Genomic DNA, 18,063 nt, shown 5'->3' with positions numbered 1-18,063 from the left:
GCCATCCGCCGATCAAGGCCGACATCCGGATAACCCCCGGGGTTTCCTTGGGGGTCCCCTGATGGTGTGACCGGCCGAAAGGCGTTTAGTCCTCTGAACGCGCCTCGTCGGTGGGAGGCGGCGGAGGGGTGGGCCGGTCCACGTCCTGGGCGAAGCGCACCTGGTTCCGGCCGTTCTCCTTGGCCACGTAGACGGCGGCGTCGGAGGCGTGCAGGAGTTCCTGCAGGGATTCACCGTGACGAGGGAACAAGGCCGCGCCGATCGAGGTGGTACGGCCCGAGATGGTCACCCGGCTGCCCCTTTTGTCGGTAGTCACTATATGCAGTTCGGCGATAGCACTGCGCACTCGCTCGGCGGCGAGTTTGGCCGCCGTTTCGTCGATATCCGGCAGGAGTACGAGGAATTCCTCGCCGCCGAACCGGCCGATGACGTCGGCGGGCCGGGTGACCTCGTCCAATTTCCGTGCCACATCGCGGAGGACGTCGTCGCCCGCCGGATGTCCATATGTGTCGTTAATCCACTTGAAGTGGTCGAGATCAATCATCAGAAGGGCCAGGTTGTCGTCCGATCGGGCAGTCCTGCCGAGCGCCCGATCGGCCGACTCCGACCATCCGCGCATGTTGAGAACACCGGTTTTCGGGTCCGTCCGCGCGTCGTTTTGCAGTTGGTCGATCTCGGCGAGGCGATTGAACACCACCGTCACCACGGCCATCACGATCACCATCGGTGGCATGATCAACAGCAGCACCGCGGTGACCGCGCCGAGGCCGATCGTGATGGCCTCCAGCAGGTTGTCCGCCGCATTGCCGAGCACGGTGGAGATCGACGGCCGCTTCGGCGAGCCGAGCGCGAGGATGCCGCCGATGTAGGCGATCTGCACCGCTTCGAAGACCATTCCGGTGACGATCAGGACACCGAACTCGCCGAGGGTGTCCCAGCCGGAGATCCGGCCCCATTCATGCGGCCCGAACGCCGCGAAGGTGAGCGATGCCAGTGTCACCGAAACGCCGTGGGTGACCGACGAGAACACGAAGTTGTGCGCGGGGCGGCGGGCGATGAACCAATGCTGGATCCGGACGATCGCGATGATGGAAAGCGTGAGCGAAAGCGGCAGGATCACCGCGGCTGGAAATGTCCATACCGCGGTGAGGTCGATGAGGACGGTGCGGCTCCGATCGCGCCGTCTTTCCTCTTGCCGCTGGGTGAGCTGAATATGTGCCGTGGCGCCGACCGCGAGAATGGCGAAACGAACCCAGTCCGTTCTTCCCGGATTCGTGGAATTCATCGTCGCGACGACCATGATCGCGATTCCGACGGCCTCCATCGCGAAAAGGAACGCGATGAATCGCTTCGGCCGCTGCCACAGCGCCCACGCCCTGGGATCGTAGGGATGGCGTTCCGGCGGCGCGGCCTGGTCACCTTCCGGACTCGCCTGCCCGCGTTCGGTCACCGGTACACCGCTCTGGGCGGCGGGTGTCGCCGTCGCGTCGTCAAGGTCGCCGGTGCCGTCGCCGTGCTGGCGGCGGTCACCGGTCTCGGCTGGCAATTGCTACCTCTTTTCCGCGCGGACGGCACGGCTGAGTAATCTCACCGGTACCGACTGATACACCGTTCGTATTCCACGGCCGGTATCATCCCATCGCATCGGTTGTCCGACACAGGCAAGGGTGCCCGCGAACACGGACCGGAGGTGGCAATCGTGTCCCGTGATTTCTGATCTTGTCGACTGAATGTTTTTCGAGACGTGCCGCGGAAGGGGTGACGGATAGTGTCCAGTCGTGACTTCTGAGCCCGGACAAGGTATTAGTTCGCAGCAACGAGGTGGCCGGGAGGTGTGTGACCGTGTCGAGCCGTGACTTCTGATCCGAAGCCGTTTCTTTTGACTGAGGTGCCGAAGCAGTGTCGTGTCGAGATTTCCGAGTACGAACCCGCCGGGCGGCCGTGCCGCCCCAGGGGTCGTCCAGTGTGGATTCCTCATGACAGCAGCGGTTCCGGGCTGGATCCGTTGATGTGTCCCCAGCTGAGCGCGACCAGTACGGCCAGCAGCAGGCCGACCACGCCTGCCAGCGCGATGGCCGAGGTCGCCGACCCGAGCCGATCGGCGGCGAGCCCGCCGAGACCCGCCCCTACTCCCTGAGCCACCCGCAATCCCGTGCGGTACACCCCACCCGCACCGCCCCTGAGTTCGTTCGGGACCCACGTGATGAACGTGGCGCTCACCGTGATCAGGTACGCCCCCGCGGCACCCGCCGCCGCCAGCAGCAGCAACGCCGGGATCAGCCCGGGTTGGAGCGCGAAGGCGATCAGGGCGACCATCGGTAGTGCCGCCAGCACGCCGAGCAGCTTCCGTCGTTGTTCCGCCGAGACGAACCGCGACAGCAGGAACGCCCCGATGACGAAGCCCAGCGGATCGGCGGCCAGCAGCCAGCCGACGGCCTGCTTCCCCACGCCCATCTCTGCGGCGAGCGGCGCGGCGAGCCCCTCGGGGACGACGGCCAGGCCGACCAGCCACGAGAACCAGACCAGCACCCGCAGGTGCCGGTTGCCGAAAACCTGTTTCACCGCGCCGAACCAGCTGCCGTTGCCGTCGGACGCCGCCGCCCGCCGGGAGACCGAGAAGCGGACCACGGCCGCGCTCAGCAGGAACGTCGCGGCGTCCAGCGCCAGTGCCCAGCTCACCCCGACCTGCGACACCAGCAGGCCGCCGCCCGCCAGGCCGAGCAGCATGGCGGTGTTGGTCGAGATGCCCCTGATGTCCTGGCTCTTGAGATAGAGGTCGTCGTCGGTGAACACCTCGCGGGTCAGTGCGTTCTGCGCCGCGTTGCCGGGAGCGTTCACGAGCCGCGCCAGCACCACCAGCCCGCACAACAGGGCGAGCGGGGTGCCGGGGATCGCCATGATCGCGATCAGCACGCCCTGGACCAGGGACGAGACGACGAGGACGGTGCGCCTCGGATATCGGTCGGCCAGCTGGGAGAGGCCGAGACCGCCGGCCAGCGCGGGCAGGAAGGTCAGGGAGTAGACCACCGCGGAAAGCAACGCGGAGCCTGTCCGGTCGTAGACGAGGATCGCCAGCGCGACGATGGTGAGCTGGTCCCCGATGAGGGACTGCACCTCGGCGAGCCAGAGTGCGCGGAACTCGCGGTTCGCCAGGGCGGCGGTCATCCGCGGCGCCGCGTTCGTCTTCACTGCGTGACCACCTCCCCCCGATCGGGTGAACTTCCGTCCCTCGCATTCTTGCCTGCCGTGGTACGCGGTCGACGAGGGAGTCACAGTTGTCGTCCCGCCGGACAACGTTCAGTATGCCTCTGGCTACAGGGAGACGAACAGAAGACGGGTGAATCCTTCCCCTGTTGAGCTGATCGGGCTACGCCGTCCGACCGGTGGGTGATGCCGGCCTGACTCGCCCGCGGGTATCTGCGCGACTATCGCCCCGCCCTCGCTCGGCGCAGCCGGGCCGCCGTTCGCCGCCGCCGCCGGTCCGGTTGGGCCGAATGGGCCAACACTGAGTAGAGACCGGTCTGGAGGTGGAGGCCGGCTGGGTCAAAGGGGTGAAGGCGATGAACGGTTTGCTCGACGACAGGGCCGTCGTCGTGACCGGGGCGGGACGAGGCCTCGGCGAGGCGTTCGCGGTGCACGTCGCGAGGGCGGGCGGGGCCGTCGTGGTCAACGACATCGACGCCGGACTGGCCGAACGGACGACGGAGAACATCCGCCGGTTCGGCGGTAGAGCGGTCGCCAGCGGGCACAGCGTCGCGGATCCGAAGCAGGCGCAGGAGATCGTCGACCTGTGTCTCGCCGAGTTCGGCGCGATCGACGGGCTGGTCAACAACGCCGGCCTGAACTACGAGGCGCTGCCGTGGGAGGACGACGTCGACCAGGCTCGCGAACTGATCGAGGTCAACGTCCTCGGCGTCATGTACACCGGGCTCGCCGCGATCAGGGCGATGGTCGAAAGCGGCAGGCCGGGGTCGATCGTCAACATCTCGTCGGGGGCGTCGCTCGGGCAGCGCAAGCTCGGCGTGTACGCAGCCAGCAAGGGCGCCGTCGCTTCGCTGACCTACTCGTGGGCGCTCGACCTGGAGGAGAGCGGGATCCGGGTGAACGCGGTCTGCCCGCTCGCGCACACCCGGATGGTGTGGAAATCCGAACGGTCGCTGCGGGCCTGCCCGCCGGACCGGACACCGTCGCGGATCGCACCCGTCGTGCTCTTCCTGCTCGGCCCCGGATCCGACGGCATCACCGGGCAGATGATCCGCTGCAACGGGCCGCAGCTGCACGTCATGGGGCAGCCGTTCCTCAAGCAGCCCATCCTCGAGCGGCCGGTGTGGGACACCGAGACCGTGCAGCGCGCCTTCGACGAGGTCTTCAGCGCGCACCTGGAGAACTACGGCCTCGAAAAGCGCGTCCCGCCCCGGCTGCGAAAGTGGACGGAGTCGACCCGGACGGCTTAGCCCACTACGAACGGCAGCTTCGCGGCCAGGTCGCCGAGTTCGGCCTTCTCGGCGTCCGTCGGCTGACGGCGGCCGGTGCCGACCAGCAGCGCGTCCGTGTCGGAGAACGACGCCGGGAACGTTTCCCCGGTGCGCTGCTCCAGGATCTGCCGCGTCCTGGCGAGGCTGTCGGTGGCGGGGCCGTCGAGGTGCGGGAGATACGCGACCAGGTCGAGGTGGTGCAGCGTCCACTCCAGGACGTACGCGGAGAGGAAGTCGCCCGCGGTCAGGACGATGTCGCGAGTGGCGACCCGCGTCGCCGGGTCGGCGAGAGTGGCGGCGCGGCCCGCGGCGGAGCCGACGTCGTCGAGGTGGAACTTGAGGAGCCGCGGCTCCTGGTAGGCGGCGGCGAGGCGCACGATCAGCGCGTCGAGGTCGTCCTCGCCGGTGGGCGGCTTCTCGGCGAGCTCCCAGTAGGTGACCGCGTCGCGCGTGGGTTCCGTCTCGGCGGGAGTCGCGAGGGTGATCAGGACGTCCTGGGCGTCGATCACCAGGTGACACACCAGGTCCCGCACTAGCCAGCCCGCGCAGCCGGACGGCTTGGCGAAGTCTTCGTCGGGGGTTTCGGCGACGGCGGCGAGGAGCGCCGCCCAAGAGCGGGAGAAGAGATCCACGGCGGCAAGTTAGCAGCGGTCGCTCGCCGGTCGCGACTCCTTTCGTCCCGTGCTTGAAGGCGTAACTCACGTGCTTGAAGGCGTAACTCACGAGTTACGCCTCCAGACACGCGAGTTGCGCCTTCAAGCACACGTCTTGCGACTTACCGCGCGTCAGGAACCGGCGGCGGGGGCGGGTTCCGGAGCGGAGGCCGCGTACAGATCCGCGATCGTCGGCGCATAGCGGTCGTTGATGATCCGCCGCTTCAGCTTCAAGGTCGGGGTCACCTCGCCGGTTTCCGGCGTCCAGGCCTTGGGGATCACGTGGTACCGCTTGATCTGCTCGATCCTGGCCAGCCGCGCGTTCGCCGCCTCGACGGCCTTGTCGATCTCCGCGAGGACCTCCGCGTTGTCGGCGAGCGATTCGCCTTCCGCGAGCTGGATGCCGTTCGCGGTCGCCCAGCCCGGCGCGATCTCGTCGTCGACGACGATCAGCGCCGTGACGTACGGCCGTTTCTCGCCGATCGCGACGGCCTGCCCGATCAGCGGGTGTTCCTTGAGGAGACCTTCGATCTTTGTCGGCGCGATGTTCTTACCGCTCGAAGTGATGATCAGTTCCTTCTTGCGGTCGGTGATCGTGACGAAGCCGCGTTCGTCGATGGTCCCGATGTCGCCGGTGGCGAGCCAGCCGTCGGCGTCGACGTCCGGTTTGATCGTGCCGTCCGCCTGCAGGTAGCCGAGGAACACGATCGCGCCGCGGACGAGGAGTTCGCCGTCCTCGGCGACCTTCACCTCGATACCTTCCAGCGGGCGGCCGACCGAGCCGGCCTTGAACGCCGACGGCGTGTTCGAGGTGACCGCGCCGGTGGTCTCGGACAGCCCCCAGACCTCCTGGATCTCGACGCCGAGCCCGGCGATGAAGTACAGGATCTCCACCGGCAGCGCGGCGGCACCGCTGGAGGCGACCTCGATCTGGTCGAGGCCCAGCATCGCCCGCACCGGCGCGAGCGCGGCCGCGTCGGTCCGCGCGATCTTTTCGGCGAGCTCCGGCGGTACCTCCTTGCCGTCACTGCGCAGTTTGTAGCCCTGCTGCAGCAGTTCGTTCGCACCGAGGAGACCGTTCCGCTTCTCCTCCGGCAGCGAGCCGAGCAGGTTCTTGAGGCCTGCCACCATCTTTTCCCACACTCGCGGAACGCCGAAGAAGCTCTTCGGGTGCACTTGGCCCAGCGCGCCGACGACGCCGGTCGGGTCGGCGACGGTGTGCACGTGCCCGGCCCACACGATCGGCATGTAGATCGACAGCTCGCGTTCGGCGATATGCGCGAGCGGCAGGTACGCGATGTTCGTGGCGTGCATCGGGGAGTCGTGCAGCCGCTGCACGGCGACGGCCTGGTAGATCGCGTTGCGGTGCGACAGCACGACACCCTTGGGGTCGCCGGTGGTGCCGGAGGTGTAGATCATCGACAGCGGGTCGTCCGGGGTGATCGCGGACCACGCGGTCTCGAACGCCCGCGGGTTGGCGGCGTGTGCCTCCGCGCCCGCCGCGCGCAGCTCGGCGAACGACAGGAACCGCTTGTCGTCCGGAGGGACCGCGGACGCGTCGAGCAGGACGACGTGCCGCAGCGCGGGCAGGTCGTCGAGGACCTGCGACCAGCGGCCGAGTTCGTCGGCACCGGCGAGGACGACGACGCCGGCGGCGCTGTGCCGGGCGACGAACCCGATCTGCTCCGGGCTGAGCGTCGCGTACGCGGTGCAGGGGATCGCGCCGAGATGGGCCGCGGCGAGATCGGCGACGAGGTGGTCCGGACTGCTCGGCGCCATGATCAGCATCCGGTCGCGGACGCCGAGCCCGAGGCCGGCGAGTCCTCGGGAAACCTCCGCGATGGCGGTGCGGAATTCGACCCAGTTCAGGGTCGGCTTGCCCTCGATGTCGAGTGACGTGACCGCCGGCAGGTCACCGAACTCCTGGGCGTTGCGGTGAAGCAGGGCGGGGATGGTCTGGCCTTCGATCTGCTCGGCGACGGTCGGCTGGGTGGTCAACGCTGGCCTCCTCGATGCTGCCTGATCAGGCACACTGTAAGGGCTGTCGGCAGTGCTGGATAGAGAATCGCGGCCACGGTCGTGCTCCGCGAAATGTCCACCTTTTCCGTTTTCACCGCGTCAGTCCCGAACAAGGAGGAGCCGCGACGATGACCGGTTCGGCACGCGAGTTGATCGACGCGGTCCAGGCGGAACTGGCGCCCCGCGACGACGAGAACAGGCTCGTCCCGTTGGTCGAGGCGGGCGAGGCGCCGCGTGCGGTCTTCGCCGCGATCGCCGCGGAGGAGTACCGGATCGTCCGCAGCGACTGGCGCAGTTTCCTCCACCTCGCCTCGCGTTCCCGGGAGCAGCGGGCACGGGAGTTCTTCGCGGCCTTGGCTTCGGGGGAAGGGCTGGCGCTCGGCAAGCTGGCGGCGCTCGCCGAGGAGTCGCCCGGCTTCGAGCCGCGCGCGGGATGCCAGGCGTACCCGGCGTTCGTCGCCTGGCTCGCGCTCAACGGCGAGCCGGCGGACGTCATCGTGGCGATCGTCGCCAACTTCGCCGCCTTCGGCCGGTACTGCGCCGCGATCGCCGCCGCGATGCGCGAGCGGTACGGCTTCGACGACGAGGCGTGCGCCTTCTTCGACTTCTTCGGCACGCCGTCGCCGGAGCTCGAGGAACTGGCCGTCCAGGCGGTGCAGGCCGCGCTCGACGCCGGGAATCTGTCCGAAAAGGACGCTCGAACCCATGCGCGGCTGTTCCAGGCGTACGAGCTGGACTTCTGGAACAGTCTCGCCGACGATGGCCACCGTGACTGACCTCGTAGCCGAGGCCGCGGCGCTGGACGCGGCCGATCCCTTGGCGCACAAGCGAAACGAATTCGACCTCGACGCGGACGTCGCCTATTTCGACGGCAACTCGCTGGGCGCCCCGCCGAAGCACGTGGCCGGACGCGTCGCCGCGGTCGTCCGCGAGCAGTGGGGCGGGCGGCTCATCCGGTCCTGGTCGGAGGGCTGGTGGGAGGCTCCGGTGCGGGTCGGCGAACGGATCGCGCCGCTGGTGGGCGCCGCGCCGGGGCAGCTCGTCGTGGCGGATTCGACCAGCGTGGACCTGTTCAAGGCGCTGGTCGCCGCGACCCGCCTCAAGCCCGGCCGCGACGAGATCCTCGTCGACGCGGACACCTTCCCGACCGACGGCTACATCGCCGACGAGGTCGCCCGCCTGACCGGGCGCACGGTGCGCCGGGTCGTCGCCGAGGACATGCCCGCTCAAGTGAGCGAGCGGACGGCCGTCGCCCTGATCAACCACGTCGACTACGTCACCGGACGCGCCCACGACATGGCCGGGCTGACCGCGGCACTGCACCGCGCCGGGGCGCTGGCACTCTGGGACCTCTGCCACAGCGTCGGCGCGCTGCCGGTCGAGCTCGACGCGGCGGGCGTGGATCTCGCCGTCGGCTGCACCTACAAATTCCTCAACGGCGGCCCCGGCTCGCCCGCTTTCCTTTACGTGGCAACGAAGTGGCTGGACAAATTCGAGCAGCCGCTGGCGGGCTGGGCCGGCGACCGCGACCCGTTCGCGATGCGGGGCGCGTACGAGGCGGACGCGGGCATCGCGCGAGGCCGCGCGGGCACGCCCGACATCCTTTCGCTGCTGGCACTGGACGCGGCCCTCGACGTCTGGGACGGCGTGGACCGCGGACTGCTCAGGGAGAAGGGCCTCGCGCTCGGCGAGTTCTTCTTCCGGTGCGCGGACGAGCTCCTCGACGGCGCGACGATCCTGACCCCGCGCGGTGGAGACCGCGGCCACCAGATCTCGGTGGCCGACGACGACGCGGCCAAGACGATGGCGGCCTTGATCGACCGCGGCGTGATCGGTGACTTCCGTCCGCCCAACGTGTTGAGGTTCGGGCTGGCGCCGCTTTACACCACCTACGGTGAGGTGTTCCGCGCCGTGACGACGCTGCGGGAAGTTCGATGATTTTCGAAGGTCGCCTGGGTGGAGAAAAGGGTGAAACTCATTCGGGAATCCGTGGCAAAGAGGTGATCACCTCGCCCCGGCGGGGGAGAACGCGCGACCTTTCGTGGATCCGCTGTTAATCTCGATATTCGCTTCGCCGCGTGTGTGACGTAGATCCTTCCCCTGTGGCGTAAGGAAAACCCGCGTCGCCCGTCTTACCGGCGAGGCGCGGGCCACGGCGCCGGGAGAAGGAGGGATCATGTCGTTCACCTATGTCGCCGTCGCGGTGTCGGGTGCCGCCTCCGGTTTTCTGCTCAACGAATTCGGGGCGCGGTATCCGGTCGAGACCGCGCTCGTCGTGATCCTGATCTGCGGGGTGGCGACCTTGTGCTGGGCCGGCGCCCGGATCCTTCGCGACGCCTCCGGCAGGGTCGACGCGCTCCTCGACGACGAGCTCGGCCGTTCCGGCGAAGATCATTTCGCCGAATCGTCGGCAATGGGCGCGTGAATTCTCGATTTCGTGGCGCGAGGGGAGTGACGACGGCGTTCCTCCGCGGTGATGTCGTTCGCAAACCGAACGGTATGTGGAGCGCTGGTCCGAAAGCGTGAGCGAGGTCACGGCGCGTAGTTTTCGTGGACTTTTCGGCTCGGACACGAACGCGCCGAGGGGTGACTTGATCGAGTCCGAAGAGTGTCGATCAAGCCGCTGCCTGCGGTAAACCACCAGGTGATCTACTGGTGAGTCACTTGGCGGGGTCCGCTGGTCCACGTGGTGGACTTTCGAGGTCCGGCTGCCTCTCGTCAGCTGGTCACGGCCATACGCGACTACCCTTCGCGTCTGGACTTGACTCACCCGTTTGGGTCTCCTAGCGTCTTCGCGGGCGGAGCGGACCACGCTGTGTTGATCCGGCTATCGGATCCCGCGGGTATGAATCCCCGGCGACCCGACACCAAAAACTGCCGGAAGGAAAACGGACCACGGTGAAGCAGATTTCCCTTCGACGAGGCCGCGGCTCTTCGATTCGTTCGCGCGTTCTGACGATCGCGCTCATTCCGAGCATCGCGCTGATGCTGGTCGGTCTGGCGATCGGCGGGTACCTGATCTTCGACGCGGTCAACGGCCGTGACTACGCGCAGCGAATCCGTGACTCGGAAGCCCCCTCTCTCCCCTTCTTCGTCCAGGTGCAGGAAGAGCGGCGCCTGACGCTGCGCGAGCTCGCCGGCGACCGGTCGCAGCACGCCACGCTCACCGAGCAGCGCGCCAAGACCGACGCCGCCGCCCAGGGTGTCGCCGCGCATCTGCAGAAGTTCGTCGGCGACTCGCCCGACAGCGTGCAGCGCAACATCGCCACGCTGAACGGGCTCCTCCAGAAGGCGCCGCAGATCCGGCAGTCGGCCGACTCCGGCCAGCTCCCGCTGCTGGACGCCTTCACCTTCTACAACCAGATCCTCGACCAGTTCGTCGAGGGCCTCACCGGGCTGGCGCAGGACGCACCGAACGCCGAGAACGCCTACCAGCGCATCACCGCGGTCCCGTTGTTCACCGCCATCGACCAGATGCAGCGCGCGAACGCCCTCGCCGCCGCGGCCGTCGCGGGCGGCGGCTTCACCGACGAGACCTACCGCGCCTACGTGACCGAGGTCGGCTCCTACCGCTCGCAGCTGGAGTCGTCGGTCTCGCGGATGCTCCCGGACGTCAAGGCGAAGTTCGACCAGCTCGTCGCGAGCGATCCGTGGAAGGCCGTCACCACGGTCGAGAACACCTTCCTGCAGAACAGCAAGGCCACGCTCCCCATCCCCGAGCAGACGTGGCTTCAGGCCGCGCGCGGCGTCAGCGACGCGATGATGCGCGGCTTCGTCGAGCAGAGTGGTACGGCCACGACGCAGGCGGTCGACGACGCGGACCGGACGCTGATCACCTCGGCCATCGCCGCGGCCATCGCGCTGCTGGTGGCGATCGGCGTGTTCGTCATCGCCCTGCGGCTGTCGAACAGGCTCATCGGAAGGCTGGCGCGGCTGCGCGAGGACACCCTCGACGTCGCCGAGATCCGGCTGCCCGAACTGGTGGACCGCGTGCGGGCGGGTGAACCCGTCGACCTCGACGACAAGGGTCACTTCCTCGACCACGGCGACGACGAGATCGGCCAGGTCGCCGAGGCCTTCAACAAGGCACAGCAGACCGCCATCGCGGCCGCCGTCGAAGAGGCGCGGACCCGTGAGGGCACCAAGGCGGTGTTCCTCAACATCGCGCACCGCAGCCAGGTCATCGTGCACCGCCAGCTCAAGGTGCTCGACCAGGCCGAGCGCAAGCAGGAGGACCCGGAGCAGCTGGAAACGCTCTTCCAGCTGGACCACCTCTCCACCCGCGCCCGCCGCAACGCGGAGAACCTGATCATCCTCGGTGGCGGGCAGCCCGGCCGTCAGTGGCGCAAGCCGGTGACGCTGGCCGAGCTGACCCGCGGCGCCTCGGCCGAGACCGAGGACTTCGCCAGGGTGAAGACGGCGAAGATGCCCGCGATGGCGGTGCAGGGCCCGGTCGTCGGCGACCTCGTGCACCTGCTCGCCGAGCTGATCGACAACGCGACGTCCTTCTCGCCGCCGCAGTCGCGCGTCGAGCTGCGGGGCAACGTGGTCGGCAAGGGTGTCGTGATCGAGGTCGAGGACCAGGGCCTCGGTATCGAGCCCGAACAGGCCGCCGAGCTGAACGCGATGTTGGCCGATCCGCCGGACTTCGGCATCATGGCCCTGTCAGCCGAGCCACGGCTGGGCCTGTTCGTGGTCGCGCGTCTCGCCGCTCGGCACGGGATCTCCGTGCACCTGCGCGAATCCGCGTACGGCGGCACCAGGGCCATCGTGCTCGTCCGCACCGACCTGCTCGCGCCGGTCCCGTCTGATCAGCCGGAGGACGAGGTGGACCCCGAGAGCACCGAGGTGCCGGAAGCCGCGCCGCTGCTTCCGGGCCGTCGTGCCCGCCACCGCACCGAGATCCCCGCGGAGCGGCCCGAGCTGCCCGTGCCGATGCCGGTCGCGCCCCAGCAGCAGGCCCCGGAGCAGCCCGGGTCCACGTTGCCGCCGTTGCCCCCGCGCCCGCCGCGGGTGCCCCGGCCGGAGACGCCGCGGCCCGAGCCGATCCGCCCCGAGCCCGTGCGCGCCGAGGGACGTCCGCAGCCGGTGCAGCCGCCGGCGTGGCCGCCCGCCGACACCCGCCCGCAGGACGGCCGTCCGCCGCAGACCCGGCGACCCGGCCCCGAGGCGCCCGGCAGGCCACCGCTGCCGCAGCGCCGCCGACAGGCGAACCTGGTCCCCCAGCTGATGGAGGACCGGCCCGCCGCCCAGCGCGAGGAGGTCCGCGAGGACACCCCCGAGCTGGCGAGGAACCGGCTCGCCGCGTTCCAGCAGGGCACGCGCCGCGGGCGGGACACCGAACCCACCGACGATTACACCGACCTCGACATGTACGGAGATCGTGACTAGATGGCCAACGCGGGAGTCAGTGAACTCGACTGGTTGCTGGATGACCTGGTCAAGCGCGTCAGCGGTGCCGACAGGGCGGTAGTCCTGTCCGCCGACGGCCTGCTCATCGGTCGGTCCGGGAACCTGTCGGAGCAGGACGGCGAACACCTGTCCGCGGTCGCGTCGGCGTTCCAGAGCCTCGCGCGGGGCACGGGACGGCACTTCGGCGGCGGCAACGTCCGCCAGACCATGGTCGAGATGGACCACGCCTTCCTGTTCGTCACCGCGGCGGGCCGCGGTGCGTGCCTCGCGCTGCTGGCGAAGGAGGACGCGGACATGGGCCTCGTGGCCTACGAGATGAACCTGATGGTCAAACGGGTCGGCGCGGTGCTCACCTCAGCGCCCCGCGCCGCGACTCCCACGTCGCCATGAGCGGGCGGCACGAGTCGTGGTTCGAGGACGAGGCCGGGCCGCTGGTCCGGTCGTACGCCGTCACGGGCGGGCGCACCCGCTCGGACACGATCGGCCTCGACCTGATCACCCTGGTGGTCGCCATGCGCTCCTCGCAGGAGGTGGCGGGCTTCGAGCCGGAGTACGGGCGCATCCTCAACCTGTGCCAGAGACCGACTTCCGTCGCGGAGGTCGCCGCGCGCATAGACCTGCCGCTGCCGGTGGTGAAGGTGCTGCTGAGCGACCTCATCGAACAGAACCTCGTGCTGTTCCGCACCGCGACCCCGGTCACCGACACCCCCAACAAACACGTACTCCAGGCGGTTCTTGATGGCATCCGGAAACTCTGAGCCCCGGCGATCCTTGACCGCGAACGCGGTCAAGGTCCTCATCGCCGGCGGGTTCGGGGTCGGTAAGACCACGATGGTCGGCTCGGTCAGCGAGGTTCCCCCGCTGCGCACCGAGGAGGTCATCACCGCGGCGTCCGAGGGCGTCGACGACCTCACCGGTGTCGAGAAGAAGACGACCACCACGGTGGCGCTGGACTTCGGCCGCATCACCATCAACCCCGAGCTGATCCTTTACCTGTTCGGCACGCCGGGACAGGACCGGTTCTGGTTCATGTGGGACGAGCTGGCCGAAGGGGCCCTGGGCGCCGTCGTGCTGGCCGACACCCGCCGGCTCGACAGCTGCTTCGCGGCCGTGGACTTCTTCGAACGCCGCGGACTGCCGTTCGTCGTCGCCGTGAACTGCTTCGACAACGCCTACCGCTACGGCACCGAGGAGGTCCGGCAGGCGCTCGACGTCAGCATGGACGTCCCGCTGCTGCTGTGCGACGCGCGGGAACGCGACTCGACGAAGCAGGTGCTGACCGTGCTGATGGAGCACGTGCTGGCTCTGTCGGACCTGGCCGCCGGGTTGCCACAGGGCCGCTGACGTCACTCTCAAGCGCTATGAAGGACGCTTTCATTGCAAAATTTGCAATGAAAGCGTCCTTCATAGCATCGGCGGGCGGTCAGGACTTGCGGCGGCGGCGCAGCAGGGTGTCGAGCGCGTAGGTGCCCGGGCCGACCACCGCGAACAGCAGGAAGATCCAGGAGTACAGGGCGGCCGTCTCGCCCTTGTTCTGCAGTGGCAGCAGTGCGTCGGGCTGGTGTACGACGAAATACGCGTACGCCATCGTGCCCGAAAGCAGCACCGCGACCGGGCGGGTGAACAGGCCCGCCAGGATCAGCAGCGAGCCGACCGTTTCGATCACCCCGGCGTACCACCCCGGCCAGGTGGCGAACGGTACGGCGGGCTTGTCGAAGAGTCCCATCTTCTGCAGACCGTGGCAGAGGAACAGGAACGAGACCACTACGCGGACGACGGAGAGGGCCAGTCCCTGCCACTTCGGGGCGGTCGGACCGACCTCGGTGGTCGTGGCGGTGGCTGTCTGGGTCATGACGCATCCTTCCGGCTCAAGGTGGTCTAAACCATTGATGTGGTTGAGGATGCCGGATACCCCCATCGGTAGGGAACTTTCTTTCGGGGGGTAATTCCATGGTATGCCCACATTTATTGACAGCGAATCGACAGGTTCGCGATAAAAAGGCCCCTTTCCTGGAATGGTTCCAGGAAAGGGGCCTTAATCGCGTTTCGGTCAGCGGCGGCGGCGCAGGGTGTCGAGGGCGTAGGTGCCCGGGCCGATCGCGGCGATCAGCAGGAAGATCCAGCAATAGAGGGTCGACAGCTCGCCCATGTTCTGCAGCGGCAGCAGGCCTTCCGACGCGTGCACGGTGAAGTAGGCGTAGGCCATGACGCCGGAGAGGAGCACCGCGACCGGCCGGGTGAACAGGCCGACCAGCACGAAGGCGGCGCCGACGAGTTCGATCACGCTGCCGTACCAGCCGGGCCAGGAGTCGAGCTCCACCGAGCCGCCGGCGCCGTCGACACCACCGAAGAACCCGAATCCCTGCAAGCCGTGGCAGAGGAAGAGGAACGAGACGACGATCCGGACGGCGGACTGGATCGCGCCCTGCGCCTTGGCGGCACGCGAGGCGGCGGCGGTCGTGGTGGCCTGGGCGGGGGCGGTGGTGGTCTGCGTCATGGTTCCGGTCCTTCCGGGAGTGTCTGTCGGGCGGCTTCTGACAACGCGTCGGACGGGCACGACGCGAATCGACATCCGGGCGGAAACTTTTTTCGCGGGCCGGTCACATCACCCGATCGGCGCAAGGCCAGACTGGATGGCATGGCGGGTAAGACGAGTGCCGGGATCCTGCTCTTCCGCAGGTCGGGCGAGGTGACCGAGGTGCTGCTCGGACATATGGGCGGGCCGTTCTGGGCGAAGAAGGACGCGGGCGGCTGGTCGGTGCCCAAGGGCGAGTACGAGCCGGACGAGGCGCCGGAGGCCGCGGCGCGGCGCGAGTTCCAGGAGGAACTGGGGTTGCCGGCGCCGGAGGGGGAGTACCTCCCGCTCGGCGTGGTGAAGCAGTCCGGTGGCAAGGTCGTGACGGTCTGGGCGGTGGAGGGCGACCTCGACCCGGCTCAGGTCGTGCCGGGCACCTTCGAGATGGAATGGCCGCCGCGGTCGGGCCGGACGCAGGAGTTCCCGGAGGTCGACAGGGCCGCTTGGTTCACGCTGGCCGAAGCGGAGGAAAAGCTGCTCAAAGGCCAGCGCCCGTTCCTCGTCCGGCTGGGTGAACTGCTCAACGGCTGAGTAACTCGCCGAGTGGTTTGTCGGCCAGCGAGCCGAGCACGAGGTCGGCGTGGTCGAAGTTCAGGACCGCGGTGATCTCGTTCGGCACGGCGACGCACTCGAGCCCGGCGGCCTTCGCCGCGGTGACGCCGTGCGGCGAGTCCTCGAACGCGATCGCTTCGGCCGCGGGCAGGTCCAGCGCGGCGAGCGCGGCCAGGTAGAGGTCCGGGCTCGGCTTCGCCTCGTGGAGGTCTCCGGTGAGGACGGCCTCGAACGCGTCCGCGAGGCCCAGCCGGTTCAGGTGCGTGGTGACCCAGTCGCCGGTCGAACTGGACGCGATGGCCAGCCGCAGGCCGTGCGCCTTCGCGTCTTCGAGGTATTCCTCGACCCCGGGCCGCGGCCCCACCGATTCCAGCAGCTCGGTGACCCTGGCGCGGACGCCGGTGCGGACGGCGACCCGGTCCAGGTTCTCGTCGTTCTTCTCCAGCAGTTCGAACATCGCGACGGCGGTGTTCTGTGTGCCGATCACGGTGTGCCAGACGTCGAGGGGGAGCTCGCCGCCGCGGTCGCGGAAGGTCTCCTGCCAGGCCACGAGGACGGCCGCCTCGGTGTCGACCAGCGTCCCGTCGAAGTCGAAGATCAATGCGCCGGTCATGGGACGAGTCTACGTCTTGACTCACTGAGTGGCACGGATTACCGTACGCATTCGTTAGGAAACTTACCAAACGAACAAGTGTACTCGAAGTGAACGCCGCGCACCCGTCCCTCTCAACCCGCCGCCACGGATTCCCGGGGAGATCGATGTGAAGGCCCGAACCCGACTACTGCCACTAGGCGCGGCCGCCATCCTGTTGCCGACGCTGCTCAGCGGTAACGCCCAAGCCGCTGATGTCCTTTTGTCCCAAGGTAAATCCGTCCTCGTCTCCTCGGTGGAGTCCTCGTCCTACGGCGGCCCGCTCGCCGTCGACGGCAAGAGCACCACCCGCTGGGCGAGCACGGAAGGCGTCGACCCGCAGTTCATCCGCATCGACCTCGGCGGCCCCTCGGCCATCAACCGGGTCAAGCTGAACTGGGAAGCGGCGTACGCCACCGCGTACCGGCTGGAAGTCTCCAACGACGGCTCGGCGTGGACGCCGATCAAGTCCGTCACCAACGGCAACGGCGGGACCGACGACCTCACCGGGCTGGCCGCGCGCGGCCGGTACCTGCGCCTCGTCGGCACGAAACGCGCCACCGGCTACGGCTACTCCCTTTGGGAGATGCAGGTTTACGGGACGTCGGACTCCTCCGGCGACACGCAGGCGCCCACCGTGCCGTCGAACCTCAAGGCCGGTTCGGTCACGGCGTCCACTGTGGACTTGACGTGGACAGGCTCGACGGACAACGTCGGCGTCAGCGGCTACGAGGTGCTGCGCAACGGCCAGGTCGTCGGCACTACGGAAAGCGCTTCCTACACCGACAGCGGGCTGAGCGCCTCGACCGCGTACACGTACACCGTCCGCGCGAAGGACGCCGCCGGCAACACCTCGGCGGCCAGCAACCAGATCCAGGCGACCACACAGGCGGGCGGTTCGTCGTTCGTCCTCGCCGCCTCCGGTGACATCGCCGAACAGTGCACCGCTTCGTCGTCTTCGTGTATCCACCCGAAGACGGCCGCGCTGGTCGGCCAGATGAACCCGGCCGCGGTCATCACCATGGGCGACAACCAGTACGACGACGCCCACATCGAGGACTTCACGAAGTACTTCGACAAGACCTGGGGCAAGTACAAGAACATCATGCACCCGGTCCCCGGCAACCACGAGACCTACGACCACACCCCGCTGGGCGCCTACAAGCAGTACTTCGGCAAGATCGCGACGCCGAACGGGAAGACCTACTACAGCTGGGAAATGGGCAACTGGCACTTCGTTGCCATCGACAGCACGGAGTTCTCGCCCGGCCTGGCCGCGAACGCGATCAGCGACGAGCAGCTGAACTGGATCAAGCAGGACCTGAAGAACAACACCAAGCCCTGCGTCGCCGCGTACTACCACCACCCGCGCTACACCTCGGGTGACCACGGCGACAACAGCAAGATGGCCACGCTCTGGGAGACCCTGGTCCAGAACAAGGTCGATCTGGTGCTCAACGGGCACGACCACCACTACGAGCGGTTTTATCCGCAGAACGCCGACGGCGACAAGGACCCCGCGGGTCCGGTGCAGATCATCGGCGGCGGTGGCGGGGCGAGCCTGTACCCGGTCAAGACCGAGCACCCGGCCACGGCGAAGGCGATCTCGACCTACGGCGTGCTCAAGCTGAACATGTCGGACAACGCCTTCTCGACCCAGCTGATCGGTCTCGACGGCAAGACCATCGACTCCTCTCCCACCTACACCTGCCACTGATCCCCGCAAGGAGGTGCCGGGCCGCGACC

At 68.3% G+C, this 18,063-nt stretch carries 17 protein-coding genes; 10 read left to right on the top strand and 7 right to left on the bottom strand.

All coding sequences use genetic code 11. The features are described 5' to 3' along the window. Positions 1 to 85 precede the first annotated feature (85 nt). A complete protein-coding gene (locus DMH01_RS03845) occupies positions 86 to 1,546 on the bottom strand; it encodes a GGDEF domain-containing protein (protein WP_125673721.1) in 1,461 nt (486 codons plus the stop codon). Positions 1,547 to 1,974: 428 nt separating this feature from the next. Further along, positions 1,975 to 3,189 carry an MFS transporter gene (locus DMH01_RS03835; protein ID WP_125673719.1) on the bottom strand — a complete coding sequence of 405 codons (1,215 nt, stop codon included), beginning with the start codon at positions 3,187 to 3,189 and terminating at the stop codon, positions 1,975 to 1,977. Between the two features lie 371 nt (positions 3,190 to 3,560). On the opposite strand from DMH01_RS03835, the gene DMH01_RS03830 reads away from it, so the two are divergent. Continuing rightward, entirely contained in the window at positions 3,561 to 4,454 is an 894-nt protein-coding gene (locus DMH01_RS03830; RefSeq protein WP_125673718.1) for an SDR family NAD(P)-dependent oxidoreductase, read from the top strand. On the opposite strand, the gene DMH01_RS03825 is transcribed toward DMH01_RS03830, so the two are convergent. Together DMH01_RS03825 and DMH01_RS03820 are read right to left on the bottom strand one after the other, a co-directional pair. Then, positions 4,451 to 5,107, bottom strand: a complete 657-nt coding sequence (locus tag DMH01_RS03825) for a maleylpyruvate isomerase N-terminal domain-containing protein (protein WP_125673717.1) — start codon at positions 5,105 to 5,107, stop codon at positions 4,451 to 4,453. The two genes, DMH01_RS03830 and DMH01_RS03825, sit on opposite strands and share 4 nt — an antisense overlap. A 153-nt stretch (positions 5,108 to 5,260) precedes the next feature. Beyond that, positions 5,261 to 7,126 carry a long-chain fatty acid--CoA ligase gene (locus DMH01_RS03820; protein ID WP_125673716.1) on the bottom strand — a complete coding sequence of 622 codons (1,866 nt, stop codon included), beginning with the start codon at positions 7,124 to 7,126 and terminating at the stop codon, positions 5,261 to 5,263. Positions 7,127 to 7,275: 149 nt separating this feature from the next. On the opposite strand from DMH01_RS03820, the gene DMH01_RS03815 reads away from it, so the two are divergent. From DMH01_RS03815 to DMH01_RS03785, 7 genes are all read left to right on the top strand, one after another. Next, positions 7,276 to 7,923 carry a transcriptional regulator gene (locus DMH01_RS03815; protein WP_125673715.1) on the top strand — a complete coding sequence of 216 codons (648 nt, stop codon included), beginning with the start codon at positions 7,276 to 7,278 and terminating at the stop codon, positions 7,921 to 7,923. Continuing rightward, on the top strand, positions 7,907 to 9,085 hold the full coding sequence (locus DMH01_RS03810) for a kynureninase (protein ID WP_125673714.1): 1,179 nt from the start codon (positions 7,907 to 7,909) through the stop codon (positions 9,083 to 9,085). The genes DMH01_RS03815 and DMH01_RS03810 overlap by 17 nt, the downstream gene beginning before the upstream one ends. Positions 9,086 to 9,323: 238 nt before the next feature. Next, a complete protein-coding gene (locus tag DMH01_RS03805) occupies positions 9,324 to 9,572 on the top strand; it encodes a hypothetical protein (protein ID WP_233621390.1) in 249 nt (82 codons plus the stop codon). A gap of 473 nt (positions 9,573 to 10,045) precedes the next feature. After that, the gene (locus tag DMH01_RS03800; RefSeq protein ID WP_125673713.1) at positions 10,046 to 12,538 is read left to right on the top strand and encodes a nitrate- and nitrite sensing domain-containing protein; all 2,493 of its coding nucleotides are present in this window, start codon (positions 10,046 to 10,048) and stop codon (positions 12,536 to 12,538) included. Continuing rightward, a complete protein-coding gene (locus tag DMH01_RS03795) occupies positions 12,539 to 12,949 on the top strand; it encodes a roadblock/LC7 domain-containing protein (RefSeq protein WP_037306800.1) in 411 nt (136 codons plus the stop codon). It abuts the gene before it with no gap. Beyond that, entirely contained in the window at positions 12,946 to 13,317 is a 372-nt protein-coding gene (locus tag DMH01_RS03790; protein ID WP_125673712.1) for a DUF742 domain-containing protein, read from the top strand. Before DMH01_RS03795 ends, DMH01_RS03790 begins: the two co-directional genes overlap by 4 nt. Beyond that, complete coding sequence (locus tag DMH01_RS03785; protein ID WP_101610140.1) at positions 13,298 to 13,903, top strand: ATP/GTP-binding protein; 606 nt, start codon at positions 13,298 to 13,300, stop codon at positions 13,901 to 13,903. The genes DMH01_RS03790 and DMH01_RS03785 overlap by 20 nt, the downstream gene beginning before the upstream one ends. A 79-nt stretch (positions 13,904 to 13,982) precedes the next feature. Here DMH01_RS03785 and DMH01_RS03780 read toward each other — a convergent pair whose 3' ends face one another. Further along, the gene (locus DMH01_RS03780; RefSeq protein ID WP_125673711.1) at positions 13,983 to 14,411 is read right to left on the bottom strand and encodes a DoxX family protein; all 429 of its coding nucleotides are present in this window, start codon (positions 14,409 to 14,411) and stop codon (positions 13,983 to 13,985) included. Between the two features lie 198 nt (positions 14,412 to 14,609). After that, on the bottom strand, positions 14,610 to 15,056 hold the full coding sequence (locus tag DMH01_RS03775; RefSeq protein ID WP_125673710.1) for a DoxX family protein: 447 nt from the start codon (positions 15,054 to 15,056) through the stop codon (positions 14,610 to 14,612). Positions 15,057 to 15,197: 141 nt separating this feature from the next. Here DMH01_RS03775 and DMH01_RS03770 point away from each other — a divergent pair, with 141 nt between their 5' ends. After that, positions 15,198 to 15,665 (top strand): NUDIX domain-containing protein, encoded by a 468-nt coding sequence (locus DMH01_RS03770; protein WP_034315293.1) that lies wholly within the window; start codon positions 15,198 to 15,200, stop codon positions 15,663 to 15,665. Here the strand turns inward: DMH01_RS03770 and DMH01_RS03765 are convergent. Next, positions 15,655 to 16,299, bottom strand: a complete 645-nt coding sequence (locus tag DMH01_RS03765) for an HAD family phosphatase (protein WP_125673709.1) — start codon at positions 16,297 to 16,299, stop codon at positions 15,655 to 15,657. The two genes, DMH01_RS03770 and DMH01_RS03765, sit on opposite strands and share 11 nt — an antisense overlap. A gap of 148 nt (positions 16,300 to 16,447) precedes the next feature. On the opposite strand from DMH01_RS03765, the gene DMH01_RS03760 reads away from it, so the two are divergent. After that, complete coding sequence (locus DMH01_RS03760; protein ID WP_233621389.1) at positions 16,448 to 18,034, top strand: discoidin domain-containing protein; 1,587 nt, start codon at positions 16,448 to 16,450, stop codon at positions 18,032 to 18,034. Positions 18,035 to 18,063: the final 29 nt, after the last annotated feature.

Origin of the sequence: Amycolatopsis sp. WAC 04182 (assembly GCF_003947465.1) — a bacterium.
Taxonomy (GTDB): domain Bacteria; phylum Actinomycetota; class Actinomycetes; order Mycobacteriales; family Pseudonocardiaceae; genus Amycolatopsis.
Note: the sequence above shows the minus strand (reverse complement) of the source record. Positions and strands in the feature narration are given on the sequence as shown.

What these genes read in the sequence shown, in the direction of transcription:
- DMH01_RS03830 (WP_125673718.1), top strand. Translation starts at nt 3,561, where the DNA reads ATGAACGGTTTGCTCGACGACAGGGCCGTCGTCGTGACCGGGGCGGGA.
- DMH01_RS03815 (WP_125673715.1), top strand. Translation starts at nt 7,276, where the DNA reads ATGACCGGTTCGGCACGCGAGTTGATCGACGCGGTCCAGGCGGAACTG.
- DMH01_RS03810 (WP_125673714.1), top strand. Translation starts at nt 7,907, where the DNA reads ATGGCCACCGTGACTGACCTCGTAGCCGAGGCCGCGGCGCTGGACGCG.
- DMH01_RS03805 (WP_233621390.1), top strand. Translation starts at nt 9,324, where the DNA reads ATGTCGTTCACCTATGTCGCCGTCGCGGTGTCGGGTGCCGCCTCCGGT.
- DMH01_RS03795 (WP_037306800.1), top strand. Translation starts at nt 12,539, where the DNA reads ATGGCCAACGCGGGAGTCAGTGAACTCGACTGGTTGCTGGATGACCTG.
- DMH01_RS03790 (WP_125673712.1), top strand. Translation starts at nt 12,946, where the DNA reads ATGAGCGGGCGGCACGAGTCGTGGTTCGAGGACGAGGCCGGGCCGCTG.
- DMH01_RS03785 (WP_101610140.1), top strand. Translation starts at nt 13,298, where the DNA reads ATGGCATCCGGAAACTCTGAGCCCCGGCGATCCTTGACCGCGAACGCG.
- DMH01_RS03780 (WP_125673711.1), bottom strand. Translation starts at nt 14,411, where the DNA reads ATGACCCAGACAGCCACCGCCACGACCACCGAGGTCGGTCCGACCGCC.
- DMH01_RS03775 (WP_125673710.1), bottom strand. Translation starts at nt 15,056, where the DNA reads ATGACGCAGACCACCACCGCCCCCGCCCAGGCCACCACGACCGCCGCC.
- DMH01_RS03770 (WP_034315293.1), top strand. Translation starts at nt 15,198, where the DNA reads ATGGCGGGTAAGACGAGTGCCGGGATCCTGCTCTTCCGCAGGTCGGGC.
- DMH01_RS03765 (WP_125673709.1), bottom strand. Translation starts at nt 16,299, where the DNA reads ATGACCGGCGCATTGATCTTCGACTTCGACGGGACGCTGGTCGACACC.